General features: G+C 46.2%; 17 protein-coding genes. 14 read left to right on the forward strand and 3 right to left on the reverse strand.

Annotation, left to right across the window (positions count from 1 at the left end):
* Positions 1-293: 293 nt before the first annotated feature.
* Complete coding sequence (gene dprA, locus ACJ2PR_RS16960; protein ID WP_446877870.1) at positions 294-1,415, forward strand: DNA-processing protein DprA; 1,122 nt, start codon at positions 294-296, stop codon at positions 1,413-1,415.
* A 31-nt stretch (positions 1,416-1,446) separates the two neighbouring features.
* On the opposite strand, the gene ACJ2PR_RS16965 is transcribed toward dprA, so the two are convergent.
* Both ACJ2PR_RS16965 and ACJ2PR_RS16970 read right to left on the reverse strand, forming a co-directional pair.
* Positions 1,447-2,073, reverse strand: coding sequence for a response regulator (locus ACJ2PR_RS16965; protein ID WP_446867995.1), 627 nt, complete (start codon positions 2,071-2,073; stop codon positions 1,447-1,449).
* Entirely contained in the window at positions 2,070-3,242 is a 1,173-nt protein-coding gene (locus tag ACJ2PR_RS16970; RefSeq protein ID WP_446877871.1) for a sensor histidine kinase, read from the reverse strand. Before ACJ2PR_RS16970 ends, ACJ2PR_RS16965 begins: the two co-directional genes overlap by 4 nt.
* 173 nt (positions 3,243-3,415) lie before the next feature.
* On the opposite strand from ACJ2PR_RS16970, the gene ACJ2PR_RS16975 reads away from it, so the two are divergent.
* From ACJ2PR_RS16975 to ACJ2PR_RS17025, 11 genes are all read left to right on the forward strand, one after another.
* Positions 3,416-4,654, forward strand: a complete 1,239-nt coding sequence (locus ACJ2PR_RS16975) for an HlyD family efflux transporter periplasmic adaptor subunit (protein WP_446877872.1) — start codon at positions 3,416-3,418, stop codon at positions 4,652-4,654.
* A 29-nt stretch (positions 4,655-4,683) separates the two neighbouring features.
* Positions 4,684-5,853: an ABC transporter permease DevC gene (devC, locus tag ACJ2PR_RS16980; RefSeq protein WP_446877873.1), complete on the forward strand. Its 1,170-nt coding sequence runs from the start codon at positions 4,684-4,686 to the stop codon at positions 5,851-5,853.
* A 3-nt stretch (positions 5,854-5,856) separates the two neighbouring features.
* Positions 5,857-6,567: a DevA family ABC transporter ATP-binding protein gene (locus ACJ2PR_RS16985; protein WP_446867999.1), complete on the forward strand. Its 711-nt coding sequence runs from the start codon at positions 5,857-5,859 to the stop codon at positions 6,565-6,567.
* Between the two features lie 808 nt (positions 6,568-7,375).
* A complete protein-coding gene (locus ACJ2PR_RS16990) occupies positions 7,376-8,137 on the forward strand; it encodes an SDR family oxidoreductase (protein ID WP_446877874.1) in 762 nt (253 codons plus the stop codon).
* 308 nt (positions 8,138-8,445) lie between these two features.
* Entirely contained in the window at positions 8,446-9,258 is an 813-nt protein-coding gene (locus ACJ2PR_RS16995; RefSeq protein ID WP_446877875.1) for a DUF3598 family protein, read from the forward strand.
* A 587-nt stretch (positions 9,259-9,845) separates the two neighbouring features.
* Positions 9,846-11,573 carry a hypothetical protein gene (locus ACJ2PR_RS17000; RefSeq protein WP_446877876.1) on the forward strand — a complete coding sequence of 576 codons (1,728 nt, stop codon included), beginning with the start codon at positions 9,846-9,848 and terminating at the stop codon, positions 11,571-11,573.
* Between the two features lie 154 nt (positions 11,574-11,727).
* Complete coding sequence (locus tag ACJ2PR_RS17005; protein ID WP_446877877.1) at positions 11,728-12,522, forward strand: glycosyltransferase; 795 nt, start codon at positions 11,728-11,730, stop codon at positions 12,520-12,522.
* A 221-nt stretch (positions 12,523-12,743) separates the two neighbouring features.
* Positions 12,744-15,287 (forward strand): nitrite reductase large subunit NirB, encoded by a 2,544-nt coding sequence (gene nirB, locus ACJ2PR_RS17010; protein WP_446877878.1) that lies wholly within the window; start codon positions 12,744-12,746, stop codon positions 15,285-15,287.
* Positions 15,288-15,362: 75 nt separating this feature from the next.
* On the forward strand, positions 15,363-15,728 hold the full coding sequence (nirD, locus tag ACJ2PR_RS17015; protein ID WP_446877879.1) for a nitrite reductase small subunit NirD: 366 nt from the start codon (positions 15,363-15,365) through the stop codon (positions 15,726-15,728).
* Between the two features lie 60 nt (positions 15,729-15,788).
* Positions 15,789-16,922: an acyltransferase family protein gene (locus ACJ2PR_RS17020; protein ID WP_446871131.1), complete on the forward strand. Its 1,134-nt coding sequence runs from the start codon at positions 15,789-15,791 to the stop codon at positions 16,920-16,922.
* Between the two features lie 21 nt (positions 16,923-16,943).
* Positions 16,944-17,699, forward strand: coding sequence for a TIGR04283 family arsenosugar biosynthesis glycosyltransferase (locus tag ACJ2PR_RS17025; protein WP_446877880.1), 756 nt, complete (start codon positions 16,944-16,946; stop codon positions 17,697-17,699).
* On the opposite strand, the gene ACJ2PR_RS17030 is transcribed toward ACJ2PR_RS17025, so the two are convergent.
* A complete protein-coding gene (locus tag ACJ2PR_RS17030; protein ID WP_446877881.1) occupies positions 17,681-18,373 on the reverse strand; it encodes a DUF547 domain-containing protein in 693 nt (230 codons plus the stop codon). The genes ACJ2PR_RS17025 and ACJ2PR_RS17030 overlap by 19 nt on opposite strands.
* Before the next feature lie 82 nt (positions 18,374-18,455).
* On the opposite strand from ACJ2PR_RS17030, the gene ACJ2PR_RS17035 reads away from it, so the two are divergent.
* Both ACJ2PR_RS17035 and ACJ2PR_RS17040 read left to right on the forward strand, forming a co-directional pair.
* The gene (locus ACJ2PR_RS17035) at positions 18,456-19,322 is read left to right on the forward strand and encodes a polyphosphate kinase 2 family protein (protein WP_446877882.1); all 867 of its coding nucleotides are present in this window, start codon (positions 18,456-18,458) and stop codon (positions 19,320-19,322) included.
* Between the two features lie 131 nt (positions 19,323-19,453).
* Positions 19,454-20,467 carry a 2-hydroxyacid dehydrogenase gene (locus ACJ2PR_RS17040; RefSeq protein ID WP_446877883.1) on the forward strand — a complete coding sequence of 338 codons (1,014 nt, stop codon included), beginning with the start codon at positions 19,454-19,456 and terminating at the stop codon, positions 20,465-20,467.
* Positions 20,468-20,722: the final 255 nt, after the last annotated feature.

Consider the following 20,722-nt stretch of genomic DNA (forward strand, 5'->3'; position numbering starts at 1 on the left):
CGACTGAATATCAAGTGATTCGCGTGTTAGCGGGCTATCAAGTGCAACGTTCTCTGATGAAGTTCGATATTGTCATGGGCGCTGGTTCATTAATACATTTGGAGGAATTGCACAACAAAAAGACAATTCAACTGTAGAGGTTTAGAGAGTCGTCGATCGCATACTCCACTGATTTACGGCTCTCTAGTCCAGCTTCGCTGATTTATCTTTTCTAATCAGCCCCTAAAAATGACAGAAGACTCGCCATAGAGGGAATACTCAACTCAAAATTACCAGATTGCGAGGGTAGGAGATTGACTCAGGAACGTGCATTTTGGCTGGCTTGGGCGCAAATTCCCAATGTGGGGCCGATTTTGATTAAGCGACTCTACCAGGAGTTTGGCAGTTTGTCAGAGGCTTGGGATGCTCGCCCTGATCAACTTCTAGCCGTCGAAGGCATTGGACTATTGACCGCAGAAGCGATCGCCACCGATCGACACAACTATCAACCCGATCGCCTGCTCCAACAGCACGAACAAAAAAACTCACAGTTTTGGACACCCGCCGACCCCGAATATCCCGCTTTGCTGAAAGAAATCCCCGATCCGCCGCCCGTTCTGTATTATCGCGGCAAACCTTCGATGATCAAAGATCTGACAGATTTACCTGCGATCGCGATCGTCGGCACTCGTGACCCTTCTGACTATGGTCGCCGCTGGACGCGAAAAATAAGCGCATCGCTGGTACAAAATGGCTTCATCGTCGTCTCAGGACTGGCAGAAGGCATCGATACCGAAGCTCACCAGAGTTGTCTAGAAGCCAGCGGTCAGACAGTTGCCGTCTTAGGAACGGGTGTCGATGTCGTCTATCCGTGGTCAAATCGCAAGCTTTATCAAGAACTCATTGAGAACGGTCTAGCCTTGAGCGAATATCCCAACGGGACGCAGCCCGATCGCACTCACTTTCCTCGACGCAACCGGATTGTGGCAGGGTTATGTCGTGCAGTTTTGGTGATTGAGGCTCCCAAAAAATCAGGCGCTCTGATCACAGCTTATCTTGCCAACGATTATGGACGCGATGTCTATGCCCTTCCTGGCAGCCTCGACAATGCCAAATCAAAAGGCTGTCTGACCCTGATCAGCAAAGGCGCACAGATGATTCTCGGCGAGTCAGAACTGCTAGAACTATTGGGAACGATGCCTCAACTCGATGCCGCAAAATCTGCCCAACCCTTGTTGGAGTTGAGTGCTGAATTGGCTCAAGTATTGCAATCAGTCGGCACGATCGTCACCCAATCCAATCTCGAATCGGCTGCCTTTGATGCGATTGTTCAGCAAACAGGCATGGCCGCCGGACTCGTCTCCAGCGCTCTGTTTCAGTTAGAAATGTTGGGCTTAGTGTCCCAATTGCCCGGAATGCGATACCAAACGCTTTAGGAGAGTTTCTTTAATAGATTTACCCATCTGGTTAAAGATTTTGTTGTGCCCAAAGTGCTGCTTGAGTCCGATCGCGCAACCCTAACTGAGACAAAATGCGAGACACATGATTTTTAACCGTTCCCTCAGCAAGATGGAGGCGTTGGGCGATTTCTTGATTGGTGTTTCCTTGAGAAATTAGGATGAGAACTTCGTGTTCACGATCGCTAAAAAGATGTCGATAATCTTGCTTTGGCAGAGGGACAGAAATCTTTGAGAACACCTTAGACGCGATCGTAGGGCCGAGTTGACTATGCCCCTGATAAACCGTACGAATCGCTGCGGCTACTTGAGCAGACGGCGTACTTTTGAGCAGATAGCCTAACGCCCCAAACTGAAGGGACTGCCACACATATTCATCTTCGCTAAAGGTCGTAAAAATCAAAATCCGAATCCACGGATAGCAGTGATGAATCTCACGAGTCGCCGTCACGCCATCGCAGATCGGCATTCGCACATCCATTAAAATCACATCGGGCTGAAGTTGAGCCGTGAGCGCGATCGCGACCGTTCCATTCTCCGCTTGTCCGACAACCTGCAAATCGTCTTCTAACTCCAACAAGTCAGCAAGTCCTTGCCGAAAAAGAGGCTGATCATCGACCAACAACAATCGAATCATTGTGGAATTTTTACTCGAAGTTGGGTGCCCTGTCCAAGTTGACTATACAGCGTAAACTCGCCGCCCAAGAGAGAAACGCGCTCCTCAATGCCCTGCAAGCCGAAGCCCGATCGCGGTTTTTCAAGCTCAAATCCTCGGCCATTGTCGTCGAGTTCGATGATTAACGTGTTGGCACCTGTCCCAGCGTGAAGACTGACCGAAGATGCATGGGCATGTTTTTGAATGTTCGTCAAACCTTCTTGAATAATGCAATAGAGCGGATGACTGATGTTGAGCGGCAGATCGGGCAAATCGAGATCGACGTGCATTGCAAACTGCTGCGATTGATTAACCTGCTCGACAAGGGTGGTCAAGGCTCGATTGAGATTAAACGTCGGCTGTCGAATCGTCTGCACCGTTGATCGCACATCTTGTAAACACTGACTGGATAAGCGTTTGGCATTCTCTAGAGCCTGTAGCGCTTTTTCGGGGTTGCGCTGTTGTAGCCGTTGAGCAACTTCTATCTGAATGTCTAGCGTGGTCAACGTGTGGCCTAATGAGTCATGAATTTCGCGGGCGATGCGCGATCGTTCTAAACTGGCTGCGAGGGTTTCAACTTCTGTAGCAAGCAGTTCTGAGGTTTGTCGGCTTTTGCGCTCTGCCATCACCAACAAACTCATCAAAATCGAGAAGATGCAAGCGCCCAGATAATAAGCGATGTTTCCCATCAAAATGAGCTTTGGGGCATCAGGCACTTGAATTCCGTTCATTGTCAGCATCTCAGAAAACTGAGGAATGCTCCAGAGCGTGCCCACCACATAAAAAATGCTCGTTAATGCAATCGTTAGAACAACTTCTTTGAGATTGAGTAAGAAGCAGCTTTTGATAATCGACCAGTGTAGGATTGCTGCGATCGGACTCACCAACGAAAGCCAAATCGCCAGAATTAGATTGATCGATACATAGATTCTTCTTTGACTAATCGAACCATTAATCGGAATAAAAAAGCTGAGAATAATATAGGCAACGCTGGCAATGCAGGTTTGAAAAGTGAGCGTTTGTGGATAGGCATAGCCTTCGCCCAATAATCCTAATAGCAGCCCAACACCGATCAAGCTCCAATCGAGATAACGTAGGGTTAGACTCAATGATTTTGGAGAACTGGTATCTAGCTGGATGGGCGATCGCATAATCCACACACGACTTCTTTCCCACGATTTTAGACTGAAATAATTCTGTTAGATCATGACTTTCGTCACGAGTTTAAACTCCAAACGTCATTGAGTTTCATGACTCTCAGAAATGGTCTTTTGAGTGTATCATCGCTATACTGAACTCGTCGCAACGTTTACCCATTTCATCAATGGTAGCATTCTTATACTTTTCTAATGCGATTCGTCACTCTGTTAGACTTTCTATTTCTATTAGCATTCTCATGCTGTGTCACGCTTGCAGTACCAATGCGCCAAACTCTTCTGCCGAAAACCCAGCACAAGCAGCCGCGATCGAGTCAGTCGTTGCTTTAGGACGGATTGAGCCAGAAGGCGAAGTGATCAAACTATCAGTCCCCAACGCCCAAGATAGCCGAGTCAATCAAATCCTGGTTAAAGAAGGAGAGTTTGTGCGAGCGAATCAGGTGATTGCTATTTTGCAGGGCATCGATCGCCGAGAAGCTGATCTGCGAGATGCTCAAGCCGATGTGCGTCTACGAATCGCAGAACTTGAAAAAGTAACGCAAGGTGATGCCAAAAAAGCTCAGATTACTGCCCAGCGTGCTGCGATCGAGCGATTAGAAGCCCAACTCAAGGGGCAAATTCTCCGACAACGAGCCGCGATCGGCAGCGCGGAAGCTACCCTGAGAGAGGCGCGGCAGACCCTCGATCGTCGCCAATCTCTATTGAGAGAAGGAGCCATCAATCGAGCCGATGTCGATCTTGCTCGACGAGATGTCGCCACGGCTCAAGCCACGCTAACCGAACGCACTGCCGAACTCACCCAAACCACCACGACCCTGACCGCAGAGATTAATCAAGAGCAGGCAAAACTTTCTGAGTTGCAGGAAGTTCGCCCTGTGGATGTGGAGATTGCCCAGGCTCAATTGGAGAAAGCCTCGATCGCCGTTGAGCAGCAACAAGCGAATGTAAGAGATGCCCAGGTGCGAGTTCCGATCGCGGGACAGATTCTCAAAATTAATACCCGTGTTGGTGAGCAGGTCAACACCACCCAGGGAATTGTCGAACTCGCCCGCACCGATCGTATGTTTGCGATCGCAGAGATATCAGAAACAGACATCGCCAAAGTCCGATCGGGACAACAAGCGACGATTACCAGCGAGTATGGTAGCTTTGCAGGCGAGATTAAGGGAGTTGTTGAGCAGGTTGGCTTACAGATTGGCAAAAAGTCACTTCAAGATGCCAGCGCTGTTAATAGTCCTGTGATTGATCAAAATGCGCGAGTGATTGCCGTTAAAGTCAGAATTAACAAAGGTGATAACGCAAAAGTTGCATCACTAACGAACATGCAAGTGAAAATCAAACTAGAAATTTCTAAAAACGCGAACCCTGGTCAAACTGATCAAATTCCGACGGGTCGCGATCGCTAATCAATCCAGTCTTTTAACCTTTTGCCCTTATGAAACTGAGCAAGTTTGCTGTCTTTAAAGAGCGTCCTTTGGCGTGGTCGCAGCTATCGCATCAAAAAGTCCGGTTGACGGTTGCAATGGGCGGAATTGCCTTCGCCAATGTGCTGATTTTTATGCAGCTAGGATTTCTGTCACTCTTTAGCGGTGGCGCGACTGTTTTGCCTAAAAGTCTCAAAGGAGATTTGTTTTTATTGAATCCGAGTACAGAGTTTTTAGGTGCAAATGGGTTCGATCGCATTCGTCTCTATCAGGCGGCAGGAGTCAAAGGCGTGGCTGCTACAACTCCCCTCTACATTTCGCCCACATCCTGGTCATATTCTGCCGAAAAAAAGTCGTTTGAAGGGCGAGTTTATGCCTTTAACCCAACTCAATCGGTTTTTAATATTCCAGAGGTGATTGAGCAACAGCATCGTCTGACGGTTCCTAATCAGATTTTGTTTGATCGATTGGCTAAACCTGATTTTGGCCCGATCGTTCCACTGTTTGAGCAAACAGGATCGGTGAAGGCTGTTCTCAACAATCGTCGGGTGTCAGTCGTCGGACTGTTTAGTCTAGGAAACTCTTTCTTTTTGGGATCAGGCAACTTAATCATGAGCGAATCCACGTATGCCGAGTTGTTTGGGGCAACAGTGCTGCAACAAGTCAGTATTGGCATCATCACACTAGAGCCAGGAGCCAACCTTCAAGCGGTCAAAGCAGGAATCGAAGCCAACGTCCCCGGCATCAAAGCCTATACCCACAAAGAACTCATTGATAAAGAACTAAAATTTCAGGAAACAACCGCAGTCGGGCCGATTTTTGGGTTTGGCACCATCATGGGATTGATTGTAGGAATTGTTATTGTCTATCAAGTCTTATATGCAGACGTGAATGATCATTTAGCAGAATATGCAACGCTAAAAGCGATGGGTTATTCTGATATCGCACTCTTGATTGTGATCTTTCAAGAAGCGATGATCTTAGGCGTGCTGGGGTTTATTCCAGGATATGCCGCTTCGTTGGGAATGTATGCGTTTTTGGGTCAATTGACTCGATTAGAACTGATCATGAGCCTTGAGATTGCAGTGACTGTTTTTGCATTAACGCTCGTGATGTGTCTGGTCTCCGCCGCGATCGCCTCTGGAAAACTTCGCTCCGCAGATCCCGCAGATGTGTTTTAGAGTATGCCGATGTCTCCCGTAATCTCAATTCGCAATCTCAATCATTACTTTGGTGCCAAAGACCTGCGAAAGTCAGTGTTGACAGACATTAATTTTGAGGTACAGTCTGGTGAAATCGTGATTTTGACCGGCCCATCGGGTAGCGGCAAAACGACACTGTTAACCTTGATTGGGGCACTGCGATCGCTGCAAGAAGGTAGCCTGACCGTCCTCGATCAAGAACTCAAAAACGCAAACAAGCAAAAATTAAGGCAGGTGCGAAGTCAGATCGGGTTTATCTTTCAATCTCACAATTTGCTCAAATGTCTCAAAGCGTGGGAAAACGTTGCCATGTCGCTGAAACTACATCCACAAATTGCACTGCCCGATCGCCAAGCTCGATCGCTGTCAATGTTAGCGTCAGTTGGCTTGCAGTCCCGCGCTCATTACTACCCCGAAAATCTGTCTGGCGGACAAAAGCAACGAGTTGCGATCGCCCGTGCTTTAGTCAGTCATCCCCAACTCGTCTTAGCGGATGAACCGACCGCTGCACTGGATAGTCAATCGGGGCGCGACGTAGTGACGATTATGCAAAAACTTGCAAAAGAACAAAACTGCACGATTCTACTCGTGACCCACGACAATCGAATTCTTGACATCGCCGATCGCATTGTCCACATGGAAGATGGTCAATTGGTCAGCGATCAAGCAACCGTTGAAAAGTTGACGCATTAGTTAGTTGACGCATTAGTTAGATCGTTCCTTATTCAACTGTTAGGAGCGCATTTCTAATAAAACGTGAATTCGATAGAGTTTTTTCGCCTCGTCATTGAGGGATTCGCCCCCTAAATCCCCCATTCTGGGGGACTTTGAATCAGCATCATTTCTTTAAGCTCTGGAACTTTTTCTGGGTCGAAGTCCCCCAATTTTGGGAAATTTAGGGGGCTGAAGGCGATTCTAACGAAGCGAGTCCCTCTCATCGAACTGACGTTAACAAAAGCTCAAAGAGATGCAAATATTACTCCGGCAATCATGATACCAAATTGATCTTTGAGTGCTACAGATCTTGGAGAGCAACCTAAATCCCCCACTTGTGGGAGACTTCAAGCCAAAGCAGTATCGGATTCTCAAAGTCCCCCAGAATGGGGGATTTAGGGGGCGAAGGATCTGTAGCATTAACAAATTGATTGGGTATGAGAGTGCATTTTTGAGGCTGAAACCCTTAAACATTTTAGATTGCCTCTGATAACTTTCATCGCCGGGTTAATATGAAGTGGCTTTATCGTGGCTTCGGAACTAGAGGCTGTGTGACCCGATCGTTTCCCAGTTCCTTGTCAAATCGACTGCCCAAAAACTGCTCCAAAATCTAAAGTTATTGAAAACGAATTCACGGGAATCGAGTTCGCCTTATATTCTGGACTTCGTTAGCGCATTAGTCCGGAGACATTAGTCCAGAGACCCAAAGTGTTTTCCTGTCTAAAGTCTAGAGTCCAAAGTTCAAAGTCTGTTATGAACAGCGTAAATTACAGAAAGGAGCTACTCAATGCAAATCAAAGACTCGATCGCCCTCGTTACAGGCGCAAACGGCGGGATTGGCACTCAATTTGTAGAAGCCCTGAAAGCAGGAGGAGCCGCCCGGATTTATGTCGCTGCCCGTAGTCCTCAAAAAGTAGCCGCCCTCGTTGCCCTTGATCCAGACTGCATTATTCCTGTTCAGCTAGACGTGACGGACGTGCAATCGGTAACTCAAGCTGCTGCCCAATGTCCAGATGTCACCCTGCTGATCAACAACGCCGGAACCTCGCTCAATCAGGGGGTGATTTCTGCATCCAATCTTGACGCGGCCAGAGCCGAAATGGAAGTCAACTACTTTGGGATGTTGTCGATGTGTCGGGCTTTTGCCCCAGTGCTTGAGAAAAATGGGGGAGGCGCGATCGTCAACATTCTCTCGCTGCTGGCTCGGGCCCATTTACCGTTTAGTGGCTCATACAGTGCCTCCAAAGCTGCCGCTCTCTCAATGACTCAAGGAGTTCGCGCAGAACTGGCTGCCCAAGGAACGTTGGTTGTTGCAGTTTTACCCGGAACGGTAGACACGTCGCTTGCAAAAGACTGGCCCGATCCCAAAGTTTCCCCGGTCGAAGTGGTCAAAGTCGCCCTGCAAGCGGTGTCTGATGGAGTTGAAGATGCCTATCCAGGTCAGCAAGCGATCGAGGTGTCAGCCCAGTTACTCTCCAATCCCAAAGGAGTCGAGAAGTATATGGCCACCTTTCTACCAGGAGCCTCTTACGCGGGCGTGCAGGCTTAAAACTTGAATTGATAGATCGACTTACATCGGGTATGTTGAGCCAAGCGAAACGCACCGCCAACGGTTGAAATAAGCTGTTCTTCAATTAATTTTTCTTGCAGCTTGATTAGACCTGCTTGAAAATAGAAGATTAAGCGGGTGATTGAGATCGGTACGTTTCACGCGGCCTAACATACCCTACAGGTTTTGGCTTCGTTATTGGGAGACTTTTAGACAAGAATCCTAATTCTGTAGACTAAACAAGGGAGCAACTCAAATCGAAATTGTAGTGAACAACTTCATTGAATTTACATTAGCAGGACACAGGCATGAAACCTCAATGGGATTGTTTCCTCCAAAACTTAGGCGAATGGCACGGATCATTTACGCAACTGTCGCCCCAGGGAGAAACCTTGAGTGACACGCCTTCTGTATTGAGTTTGGAACTAGACGATCGCCAAACGGTGCATCTAAATCTACGTCGAGCAGGTAAGCCAGAAGTCAAGTTATCCTACACAACCGTGGGCGGCGGTTTGAAGTTTTTTGAGACGGGAGCCTTTTCGCAGGGGCCGATTCAGATGGCTCCGTTTTCACAGTTTGGAGGAGAATTGGCGCTGCTTTATGGCGATCGTCGTCTGCGTCTGGTGCAACTCTTTGATCTCGACGGTCAGCTTGATTCATTAACGCTGATTCGAGAAAAACGCACGGGCAGCAATGCTCCAGAGCAATCTCCCCTCACGCTAGAAAGTCTGCTTGGAGAATGGCACGGTTCCGCTACCACTATTTACGCCGATTTACGAGAGCCAGAAACCTACTCAACTACCCTAAATTTGCATCAAGACGGCAACCAAATTACTCAGAAAATCTCTTTTGATAAAACTAGGCAAATCACTTCTACAGGGACGATCGAGGGTTCAAAACTGCTGTTCGATCGCGGTTCCCAACCGATACAGGTTCTGCTCCTTCCTGATGGGGCTTCTTCGACGTGTCCAATACAAATTAGCAAAGGTAACCCTCTGTTTTTGGAAGTGGGATGGCTTGTAGAATCTGACCAACGCCAACGCCTAATTCGCAACTACAACAGCCAAGGAGAATGGGTGAGTCTAACGCTGGTGACAGAACGGAAAGTGAGTGAGGGTTGAGCGATCGAATATCAGTTGTCCATTTTCATTTTGCTATAGCGTTGTATATTGTTTACAGGAAAGTCGATTATCAAGATGAGTCTTTCTACGGTAGAAAGTCCTCTTCGATTAACCTAACGTTCGCAGTATCGATGTATTTAGCTTAAATTGTTGACGAGTTTACCCGCTTACGAAGAGCTAAATCCAGGAAAAGAACGAATAATGCGTCTTCTGAGAGTTTTTACAGAACACTGCAATGTGTTTCCTAACTTTCCTACTTGAACAGATAGTGCCATTAGCAGCAGTCATCATTAGGCCTAGAAGAAACTGAGGTTTACAGTTGAACTAGAGGCTCAGCGCATCATTAGAGAAGCGATCGCTTGAATTTTCTTAGTCAAAATCTTCTAAGGACTAGCACAGATAGTAGGTTCATGTTCCCTGCTACTGAGATTGATATCAAAACCTGAAGAACTCCCCTTTTCACAAATTTGAACCCAGGAATGTTGTTGATGGAGAATCTGAGATCTTTTGGTGTCAATTCATTAGAGCCATTAAGCTTCACTCGTGCATAGGTATGGTTTCAGAACCCACTATCCGGACATACTATAATGCCTCAATCTTCTCGCCCAGTCCCATTGAAACTCGCCTTGCATCTACTAGGTGGAATCGAACCTCTTTATTTACGACAGATTTGGTTAGGACAACTGCCAGAGGGACTCCCGATCGAGCTACCTCTATTAGAACAGTCTCAAATCACGGCAAGTTTGCGGCAAGGAGCAACGTTTACGATTTTAATGCAGTCACCTCAGCCTCCCTTGTCCATCAAGGTTGAATACTCTAACCGCTTACGCACCTTGGGCTGGCTTCAGAAGCGCTCAGATGAAGATCGAGTAGATTTTAATCTACTATTTGTTCGTACATCTACCATGAGGCACAGCTTAAGGCACGATTCAACCTCCCTCCTTACGTTCTGCTATCGCCCGCAACCTCCTGCGGATTACTCGGAGAGACCGCTTGCCCTCACCCTGCAAACTCGTCGGATGGCGGAGAACGTTACGTTCATCAAACTCAAACTATTTGATGAGAATGCCTACCGCTCCCCTTGTCAGGCGGACTGGGAGACGAATGAATTGAATCAGCTACCGCTTCCTTATCTGATTCCACCCATCGATGCTGAGGTTCCACCCACAGATGCTGATCTTCAAGGACGACGCGGGGGTGGGTCAAACGAAAGCTGGCATAGCACGTCTAAGATCGAAACATCGTTGAGCGGTCTTGATTTGCTGGCTCATTACGAAAGCCAATTGATGCAAGCAGGGTGGGCACGACAAACAAGGGAAACACAAGAACACCTGCTCTGGAGTGTTTGGACGCTGCGCGATCGCCGCAACCACCTGTGGCAACTATTTCTTAGATTCGTTGCAGACAGAGACCACCCTAATTGGTACACTGCTAACCTGGAAATGCTGAACTTGGATACAGTTTTTGAGAGGCTCTTCCCCTCATCCTCTTCTCCTTCAGTCGCCTCAACGGAATCGATTCCAGAAGCTATTCTGTGGCAATTCTTGTCTGACACCTTCCTCCCCGACGAAACCCAGCAGTTATGGATCGAGCAACTGCCCTCCACATTTCCTGTCTTGTTGCAGTTTCCAGCGCAGACTCAGATCCTGGGGGGCTTTGAAGAGCCTAACGGAATTTGGGTCTTTTTACAGGTACCGTTCTCGCCTGAACAGGTTTGTGAACAGTTAGCTGAACAACTCATCAACCTGGGCTGGCAACAATGGTCGGCTTGGAATGATGATGCAGAAATTGGGTTTGAAACCTCTACGCACTTGGAAACCCTTCGGAACGGTTTTTTTCATTCAACTCAGGGAACTCAGTTCTCGATAGCAGTTGACTCAGCTATGCTCAATTGTTCTGATGTGAGACTTTCCTGGTCTCCACCACCTGAACAGGTGAGTACTCCACCTAGAGAAAGTGTTCGCTCACAGATTCAGGAGAAATTGAGTCAGCAACCCATCCCATCATTAGGACGGGCTGCTCAAACTGAAGTTCGTCGAACAGAAAGAAGGGGCACCATAAATACTACTATAACCACTGCATGTTTCATCACATCACTTTCATCAGCAGGATTGGTCAGTTATTATTGCACTGAGATGCAGCAAGCAGGTTGGCAGCTACAAGTTATCAGCCAGAACGAGAATAGTTATGTCAGCCTTTGGTCGTTCACAGATGGACACGGACAAGGTTGGCAAGGAATTTTGAGTTTATTAGTAAACCCAGAAAGCACTCAGCATTACAGTAGTTTCCTTGAAATTCAGCCATCAGATATTTGAACCGTAGCTTGATAGCAAGAGATAAGTACATGCAACACTAGCTTAAGGAGATTTTATGCGATTCCTATGCTTCATTACACCTAACTTCTCCATAATTTTGGTGAGTGGCAAGGTCGCTCTTGGCAAAACTGGTAGAGTCCGTTGCTTAACTCAAATGGTTGACACCTCTTTGATCATGACGATTCATAACCGTGAGCAATATCTGAGCCTATCGATCGAAAGCGTCTTGACTCAAATCGATCGCTCCTTCGAGTTTGTGATCTGGGATGACGGCTCTACAGATCAGTCGTTGGCGATCGCTCAGTTTTATGCAGATCAAGACGATCGAATTAGACTAATTGCTGCCCCACACACTGGACGAGTCAGTTCTTTAATCAAAGCCGTTGCACTGTCTACCGGAACTTATATTGGGCTTGTGGACAGTGACGATCTACTTGCCAAAGAAGCTTTACAACAGACAAAGGCGATTCTGGATAGCAACCCTGATGTTGGGTTGGTCTATACCGATTACATCACGATCGACTCCCAGGGAGAGCCAGTCGAGTATGGTTCTCGGTGTCAGATTCCCTACTCCCGCGATCGCTTGTTGGTCAGCTTTATGGTGATGCATTTTCGGTTGATGCGTCGAAGTTTGTATGATCAAGTTGGAGGATTTAATCCTGAATTAGAGTTTAGTCAAGACTATGATTTGATTCTAAAGCTATCAGAAGTTACCGACATTTATCATTTATCGCAGCCTTTATATCTCTATCGCTATCATCAAGATTCAATTGATCTGCATCGTCAAACTCAGAAGATTCTTTGTAGCTATAAGGCGGCTCAAGATGCTTTGGTCAGGAGAGGCTTGAGTGAGCGATTAGAGGTGACTGTGGAACTATTCGCTCAGGTTGCATTGCTACAAAAATCTGGAGACGTTAGTGAGATGGATGAATTGAGATTTGGACAGTAGAAAGATTTTAAGCACCTAATGTCGATCGCCTTCAAACCTTTTTTCTAACTCAATTCAGACGAAATGATTAAGATCCCATCCTGAATGCAAAAATCGAATTGGGATCATGCAGCTTGTGAATAGCTATAGGACTTTTCGTATCACCCACTACAATTAGGGGCTAGTCACAATTTAGAACTCCGCCTAGTCTTAACAAGGAATGTGCTACAAAAACTCCTGTTATGACTAAAAAGAATTTGGTTGTCATTGGCAACGGCATGGTCGGGCACCGCTTTTTGGAGGAAATGATCGCCAAAGAAGCCTCCCAAAACTGGAACCTGATCACCTTTTGCGAAGAACCTCGTGTCGCTTACGATCGCGTCAACTTAAGTGGCTTTTTTGCCGGAAAAACAGCAGCCGATCTGTCGCTAGTCGAGCCGGGGTTGTATCAGGAAAATAACGTTCAAATCTACATCGGTGACAAAGCAGAACGCATCGATCGCACTGGCAAAACAATCACGTCAGCGAATGGTGTGGTGATTCACTACGACAAAGTGGTGATGGCGACAGGTTCCTATCCATTTGTGCCGCCGATCGCCGGAAAAGACACCGCTGGCACCTTTGTTTATCGAACGATCGACGACTTAGAAGCCATGTCAGCCTACGCCAAACAGTGCAAAATGGGTGTCGTGATTGGCGGCGGACTGCTGGGACTGGAATGCGCCAACGCGCTCAAAAATATGGGCTTAGAAACCCACGTCGTCGAGTTTGCCCCTCGCTTGATGCCTGTCCAAGTCGATGATGTTGGCGGAACTATTCTCAAAAACAGAATCGAAGCACTGGGTGTTGCCGTTCATACTCAAAAGTCCACGACTGAAATTGTGAATGAAAATGGGCGCGTCACAAAAATGCGCTTTGCCGAGGGTGACGAACTGCCCACTGATATGATTGTGTTTTCTGCGGGGATTCGTCCTCGTGATGAACTGGCTAGAGAGTGCGGATTAGCCGTTGGCGATCGCGGCGGTATTGTCATTGATGATCGCTGTCAGACTTCTGATCCTGATATTTTAGCGATCGGCGAGTGTGCCCTTCACAATCATCGGATTTATGGCTTAGTGGCTCCAGGATATGCGATGGCCAGTACCGCGGCTAATCAGCTTTGTAATCAAGGTAGCAACACCTTTACGGGTGCAGATATGTCTACTAAATTGAAACTGCTAGGTGTTGATGTCGCCAGCTTTGGAGATGGATTTGCCAAAACATCCGGTGCCAAAGAGTTTGCGATCGTCGATTCTGTCCAGGGCACTTACAAAAAACTGGTGCTGAATGAAAAGGGCGATCGCTTGTTAGGCGGCATTCTGGTTGGGGATGCGTCGGCCTACGGCACGCTGCTGCAACTGATGCAAAACCAAATCACACTGCCGCCTCATCCCGAAGATTTGTTGTTGCCGCCCCGCGAAGGAAAAGCCGCCGTCTCAATGGGCGTTGAAGGACTGCCCGACACCGCCCAGATTTGCTCCTGCAACAATGTGACAAAGGGACAAATTTGCAGCGCCATTCAAGAAAATAACTTTACCGAAATTGGCACCCTCAAAAAATTCACAAAAGCCGGAACAGGCTGTGGCGGTTGCGTTCCGTTAGTCACAGACTTGCTGAAGGCAGAACTCAAAAAAGCAGGCGTTGAGGTCAAAAATCATCTCTGCGAACACTTCTCCTATTCTCGACAAGAGCTATATCATTTAGTCAGGTCACAACACATCCAAACCTTTGAGTCTCTACTGGCGCAACATGGACAGGGGAAAGGCTGCGAAATTTGTAAACCTGCCGTTGCTTCCATTCTCGCGTCTGCGTGGAATGACTACATTCTCAATCAGCCTCACGCGGGCTTGCAGGACACAAACGATGCGTTTCTGGCCAATATTCAAAAAGACGGGACGTATTCGGTGATTCCGCGCATTCCGGGCGGCGAGATCAAGCCAGAAATGCTGATTGTCTTGGGCGAAGTTGCTAAAGAATTTGGACTCTACACCAAAATTACAGGCGGACAGCGAATTGATTTATTAGGCGCACGAGTCGATCAGTTACCTCACATTTGGAAGAAACTAATCGACGCAGGCTTTGAATCGGGTCACGCTTACGGCAAAGCCTTGAGAACCGTGAAATCCTGTGTAGGAAGCACCTGGTGTCGATTTGGAGTGCAAGACTCAACCAGTTTAGCGATCGCTGTCGAACTCCGTTACCGAGGACTGCGCGCCCCCCACAAGCTCAAATCTGCCGTCTCTGGTTGCACCCGCGAATGCGCCGAAGCTCAAAGCAAAGATTTTGGCATTATCGCAACCGAAAAAGGATGGAATTTATACGTTTGTGGGAATGGCGGTATGAAACCACAACACGCTCAACTGATTGCTGAAGATGTCGATCAAGAAACGCTAATTAAATACATCGATCGCTTCTTAATGTTCTACATTCGCACCGCAAACCGATTGGAGCGCACTGCTACCTGGCTCAACAAATTAGAAGGCGGACTGGATTACCTCAAACAAGTGATCATTGACGACTCACTGGGTATTTGCGCCGAGCTAGAAGCCGAAATGGAACATCAAGTTGCCACCTACGCCTGCGAATGGAAAGCGACGATCGCCGATCCTCAAAAGTTAGCTCGCTTCAATCATTTCATCAACTCCGACCAACCCGATCCCAGCCTGGTAAAAATTGAGGAACGCGGCCAAACCCGCCCCGCCTTTGAACACGAAAAGGAACTGTTGAAAACAGGCGATCGACTGTAAAAATCGATTGGTTCAAGACAAACCATTAACTCTGATTGATCTGGCTTCATCCCTCATCCTTCATCCCTCATCTCTATGATCCAAGCACTCCCAAATTCAGAAACCGTGACTCAGTGGATTACTGTTTGTTCAATTGATCAAATCTTACCGAATACAGGCGTTTGTGCCCTCGTCAAAGGAGAGCAGATTGCTATTTTTCGAGTCGGTGAAAGCGATGACGTGTATGCGATCGCTAACTACGATCCGTTTAGCAAAGCCTTTGTTTTGTCACGGGGACTGGTGGGCGATCGCAACGGCGTTGTCAAGGTCGCTTCTCCCATCTACAAACAAAACTTCAGCCTACAAACAGGTCAATGTCTAGACGACGAAACCGTGAGCGTGCCGACCTTTCCAGCCAGAGTCGTCGAAATGCAGGTTCAAGTAAACGTTACTGAGAGCTAGACCGCGCCTTGCATTTTAGCTGTTAGCGTTTAGTTAACTTTTTTCAATTGCTGCGCTTCCGTGAATTCCCCAAACCGACGCTACGATCTAGACTGGTTAAGAGTTTTAGCTGTATTGCTGCTGGTTTATTTTCATGCGGCGGCTGTTTTTTATCGGGGTGAATTGGGCGAGTTTTATATTCAGAATGATCCGTTCAGTCCAGCCTTAACAGCCTTTATCTTTTTTGTTCATCAGTGGCACATGCCACTATTTTTTTTGTTGTCGGGGTCAGCCACCTGGTTTGCGCTCCAGGGACGATCGCCCCATCAATATCTCAGCGATCGCTTCAAGCGCCTGTTTGTCCCTTTTGTATTGGGTACTCTAGTTTTGGTGCCGCCCCAGGTTTATTACAAGTTGCTCAGTCACCATCAATTTCAGGGGTCGTATCTTCAGTTTTATCCTCAGTTTTTTAATGGCATTCGTCCAAACGGTAATTTTGAATGGGCGCATTTGTGGTTTGTCATTTATCTGCTGGTGTTGTCGATCGTCGCGCTACCTTTTTTATTGCTTCTTAAGCGCAAGCAGCCTGAATACTCAAATTGGATCGGCTTTCTCGAAAAACCGGGAGCTATTTTCTTACCCGCTATCCCGTTAGCGATCATTGAAGGCACGCTGCGACCTCATTGGTTTGGCTTTCAAAATCTGTATGACGATTGGGCGAATGTGCTGCTGTATCTAACTTATTTGATTTACGGGTTTGTTCTCAGCTCAGACGATCGATTAGAGAAAGCAATCGATCGACATCAAATTCTCTCATTGTCGTTGGCAATCATCGGAACATTTATTTTATTGAGTCTGAGTATTGCAAATTTGCTTCCAGTGCGTGGTTATTCTTTTGAATATGTGGTGTATCAAATGTTTCGCGGCGTTCACTCGTGGTGTTGGGTGATTGCTCTACTCGCATTGGGACAACGTTATTTAAGTTTTAACAACCGTTTTCTAACGTATCTCAATCAAGCCTCGTATCCAATCTTTTTGTTGCATCAATCCGTTCTCGTTGCGATTAGTTTTTATGTGGTTCAGTGGAAAATTGGGGTTGTAGAAAAGTTCTTGATAATTAGTACAGCAACTGTTGTGATCACGATCGTATTGTACGATTTGACTATCAAACGACTGAACTGGATACGCTTTCTATTTGGGTTAAAGCCTCAATAGAAGAGAACAAAGAGGAGAACCATGTCTCAGGTATCGATCGTCATTCCTACGCTAGATGAGGCGGCTTGTTTAGAACGAACGCTGCGTCAGCTCATGGTTTTGCATCCACCTGCCTGGGAAATTATCATCGTGGATGGTGGCAGTCAGGATGACACGATCGCCCTTGCACAACGTTATTTAGAATCGATTCATTCAGCTATCAAAACGAAAATTATTCAGAGCGATCGACGCGGACGTTCTCCTCAAATGAATGCTGGCGCGAATGCTGCAACAGGAGAAATTTTATGTTTTCTTCATGCAGATACCTGGGTGCCCGATGATGTCGTCTCAGTGATGGAGCAAACGCTAACAAACCCCGAAATTGCTTGTGGAGGCTTCATTTCGCTGATGGTTGGAGAGCAAAAGACTCGCTGGGGAATTTCGCTGCACAATTATCTCAAAACTTACTACGCTCCCTTGTTGTTTAGACCTCACTTATTTGTTAAAGGGCTGCGCCTGCTGTTTGGCGATCAGGTGATGTTTTGTCGTCGGACTGATTTTTGGGACTGTGGCGGTTTTGATGAGGCGTTGCCGATTATGGAAGATGGTGATTTGTGTCGCAAACTGCTGCAAAAAGGACGCATTTGGCAAGTCGATCGCGTGGTACAAAGCTCCGATCGTCGCGTCAGAAAATGGGGCGCTTGGAAGGCAACAGGCATCTATCTATACATCGGCATTCTTTGGGGAATGGGAGTTTCTACAGAGTATTTGAAGCAATTTTATGAGGATGTTCGCTGATTCAAACTCCAGTCATAGTAGAGATATTTGATTGAGGTTTTTGGGTTGATCAAATCATTCTTAAGATAGATGCGAATGTAGTCTTGAATCGAATCAGAAGCTTTGAGAAAATCGGCTCGATACCATTTAAAGATCTTGCTGCAATAAAGCGTATCAGCTTCCGAATCATACCGAACTTTTTCTGAATTAATAAATTGTTGAGCATCTTCTTCTAATTGCTGCTGAACTTTTTCGGGATAGTAAGCCTCATTTCTTAACAGCGGACAGCCGATCGATGCACAAACGATCGCAAAATGAATTCGAGGATCTTCTAAAGTTCTCAAACGCTGGTTTTCAATCTGGGCCAGGCTGTAATGTATACCCGCTACAGAGTACGATCGCTGCATAAAAAATCTCAGAAACGCAATCCAGTTTGGAATTCCTAAGATGTTTGGACGAATTGAATCAATTGGATATCGCCGCAAAATTTTAGAAATCGTAAAGGCATTGTATAGATTAATCCACAATGCTAATTGGTCGTAGATCGTTCCATCAACCTGATTTAGGGACGCAATTTCAGACAGCCAACTGGTTAGAGCTGCGGGCTGTTCTCGTTGCCAGGACTGATAATCTACTCGCCCCCGATCATCGACATATCGACGAAGTAAAGCATCCCACGGCGCAAAATTGATCATGTTTCCCCTTCTCAAGATAGTGGTCTATTGGCGGCTAACCGCTACTGTTGATCATGACTCAATTAAATGATCGGAGGCTGTTATGAAATACGATCGTCTCATCGTTCCTCCAGGTGCAAAAATCTCTTTAGCTAAAGATTATAATCCTGGATACACAGGTGATTATAAAGATAAAGCAGAAAGCGAAGGGAAACTTAAAAGTGATGTAGAGCGCTTGGCTGCTTTTCAAGATATCCTCTATGCACAAGATACTCATGCTGTGTTAATTCTCTTTCAAGCGATGGATGCCGCCGGAAAAGATGGCACGATCAAGCATGTGATGTCAGGCGTTAATCCCCAAGGCTGTCAAGTTTTTAGCTTTAAAGCTCCGTCTTCAGAAGATTTAGATCACGACTATTTGTGGCGATCGTCTAAAGCACTTCCCGAACGTGGTCGGATTGGAATTTTCAATCGTTCCTATTACGAAGAAGTGCTAGTGGTGCGCGTTCATCCAGAGATTTTGGCAAAGCAACAATTACCTACTCAAGCCGTTAAGGAAGACATCTGGAAACGCCGTTTTACAGAGATCAACAACTTTGAAAAGTACCTTGTTGACAACGGCATTATCATTCTTAAGTTCTTTCTCAATGTCTCAAAATCAGAGCAAAAGAAGCGGTTTTTAGCCAGAATTAATCAACCCGAAAAAAATTGGAAGTTTTCAGCCAACGATGCCAAAGAGCGGGGCTTTTGGGATGATTACATGAATGCTTATGAAGATGTCTTCAACCATACCAGCACTGAGGCGGCTCCCTGGTATATTATTCCTGCTGACCACAAATGGTTTACTCGGTTAGCAGTAGCTGACATCATTTGTACTAAGTTGGCTTCTCTCGACTTGGAGTATCCGGCTCTAAAAGAAGAACATCGGCAGCAGCTTTTAAAGGCAAAGCAGATGTTAGAAAATGAATAACCGTTAGGAAATGGGGAGGGTTGCTATTTTGGTTCTCGAATGTTTAAGAAGTCACGTTTTTCAGAGAGCTTTGTTGATTAGATTCTCATCAGTTTGCGATTCGTTTCAAAATTAATCTTCCCCATCTTCCTATGAAAGTTGCTGTCTTTAATACGAAGCCTTACGATCGCCAATTCTTGATTACTGCTAACTATGACTATGAGCACGATTTGGTCTTTTTAGAACCTCGTCTGAGTCCAGAGACTGCACTTTTAGCAAAAGGATTTCCAGCCGTTTGTGTGTTTGTCAATGATCAGTTGGATGCCCATGTTCTAGAGATTTTAGCCTCACATGGAACTCGATTAATTGCTTTACGCTGTGCAGGATTCAACAACATTGACCTCAAGGCTGCTGTCAAATTGAAACTAAGGGTCGTGCGTGTTCCAGCCTATTCACCCCATGCAGTGGCAGAACATACGATCGGACTAATGTTAACCCTCAACCGCAAAATTCATCGCGCCTACAATCGGGTTCGAGAGGGCAACTTTTCGCTAGAAGGACTGTTAGGATTTGACCTGCACGATCGCACAATTGGTATCGTTGGCACTGGAAAAATTGGTCAAATTGTCGCTCAAATTATGCAAGGGGTTGGTTGCCGAGTTCTCGCTTATGATGTGCATCCCAATCCTATTTGTGAGGCGACCGGGGCGAAATATGTAGACCTGACAAAACTGTTGACTGACTCAGATGTCATTACTCTGCACTGTCCTTTAACCCCTGAGACGCATCACTTGATCAACCAGACCACGATCGCTCAAATGAAAAAAGGCGTAATGTTGATTAATACCAGTCGAGGTGCACTGATTGATACAACAGCAGTCATTCATGGATTAAAGTCTCAAAAGATTGGTTCTCTAGCTTTAGATGTGTATGAACAAGAAGCAGATTTATTTTTTGAAGACCTATCTGATCAAATTATTCAAGATGACTTGTTTGAGCGGTTATTAACCTTTCCAAATGTGCTGATTACGGCTCATCAAGCATTTTTTACTAAAGAAGCTTTGCAGAATATTGCCGAAACGACACTTTCAAATATCAGTGAGATTGAGCAGGGTCAAACGTGTGCCAATCAGGTGAATTTAGAGCAAGCGATCGCTTCTAAGTAAGCAACAAAACTTTAATTCGATCGCTACATTTTGAACTATTCAATGTTCTAGATCGTGGTATTGTTCAGGTAAAGATTAGTGATATAGCTGTCCCATTTGGGTTGTAGAAATTCGGTGGTTAGTGGTTAGTCACCAATCAATAGCTGAGAATTAATCAGTAAGAACGTGCTATTTCAAAATTTTCACAACTGATTTAGGACTGCTATAGATTGGTGAACTATTTCTAAACAATGAGTGAGATACTTATCAACAAGT

Source organism: Phormidesmis sp. 146-33, assembly GCF_052939515.1.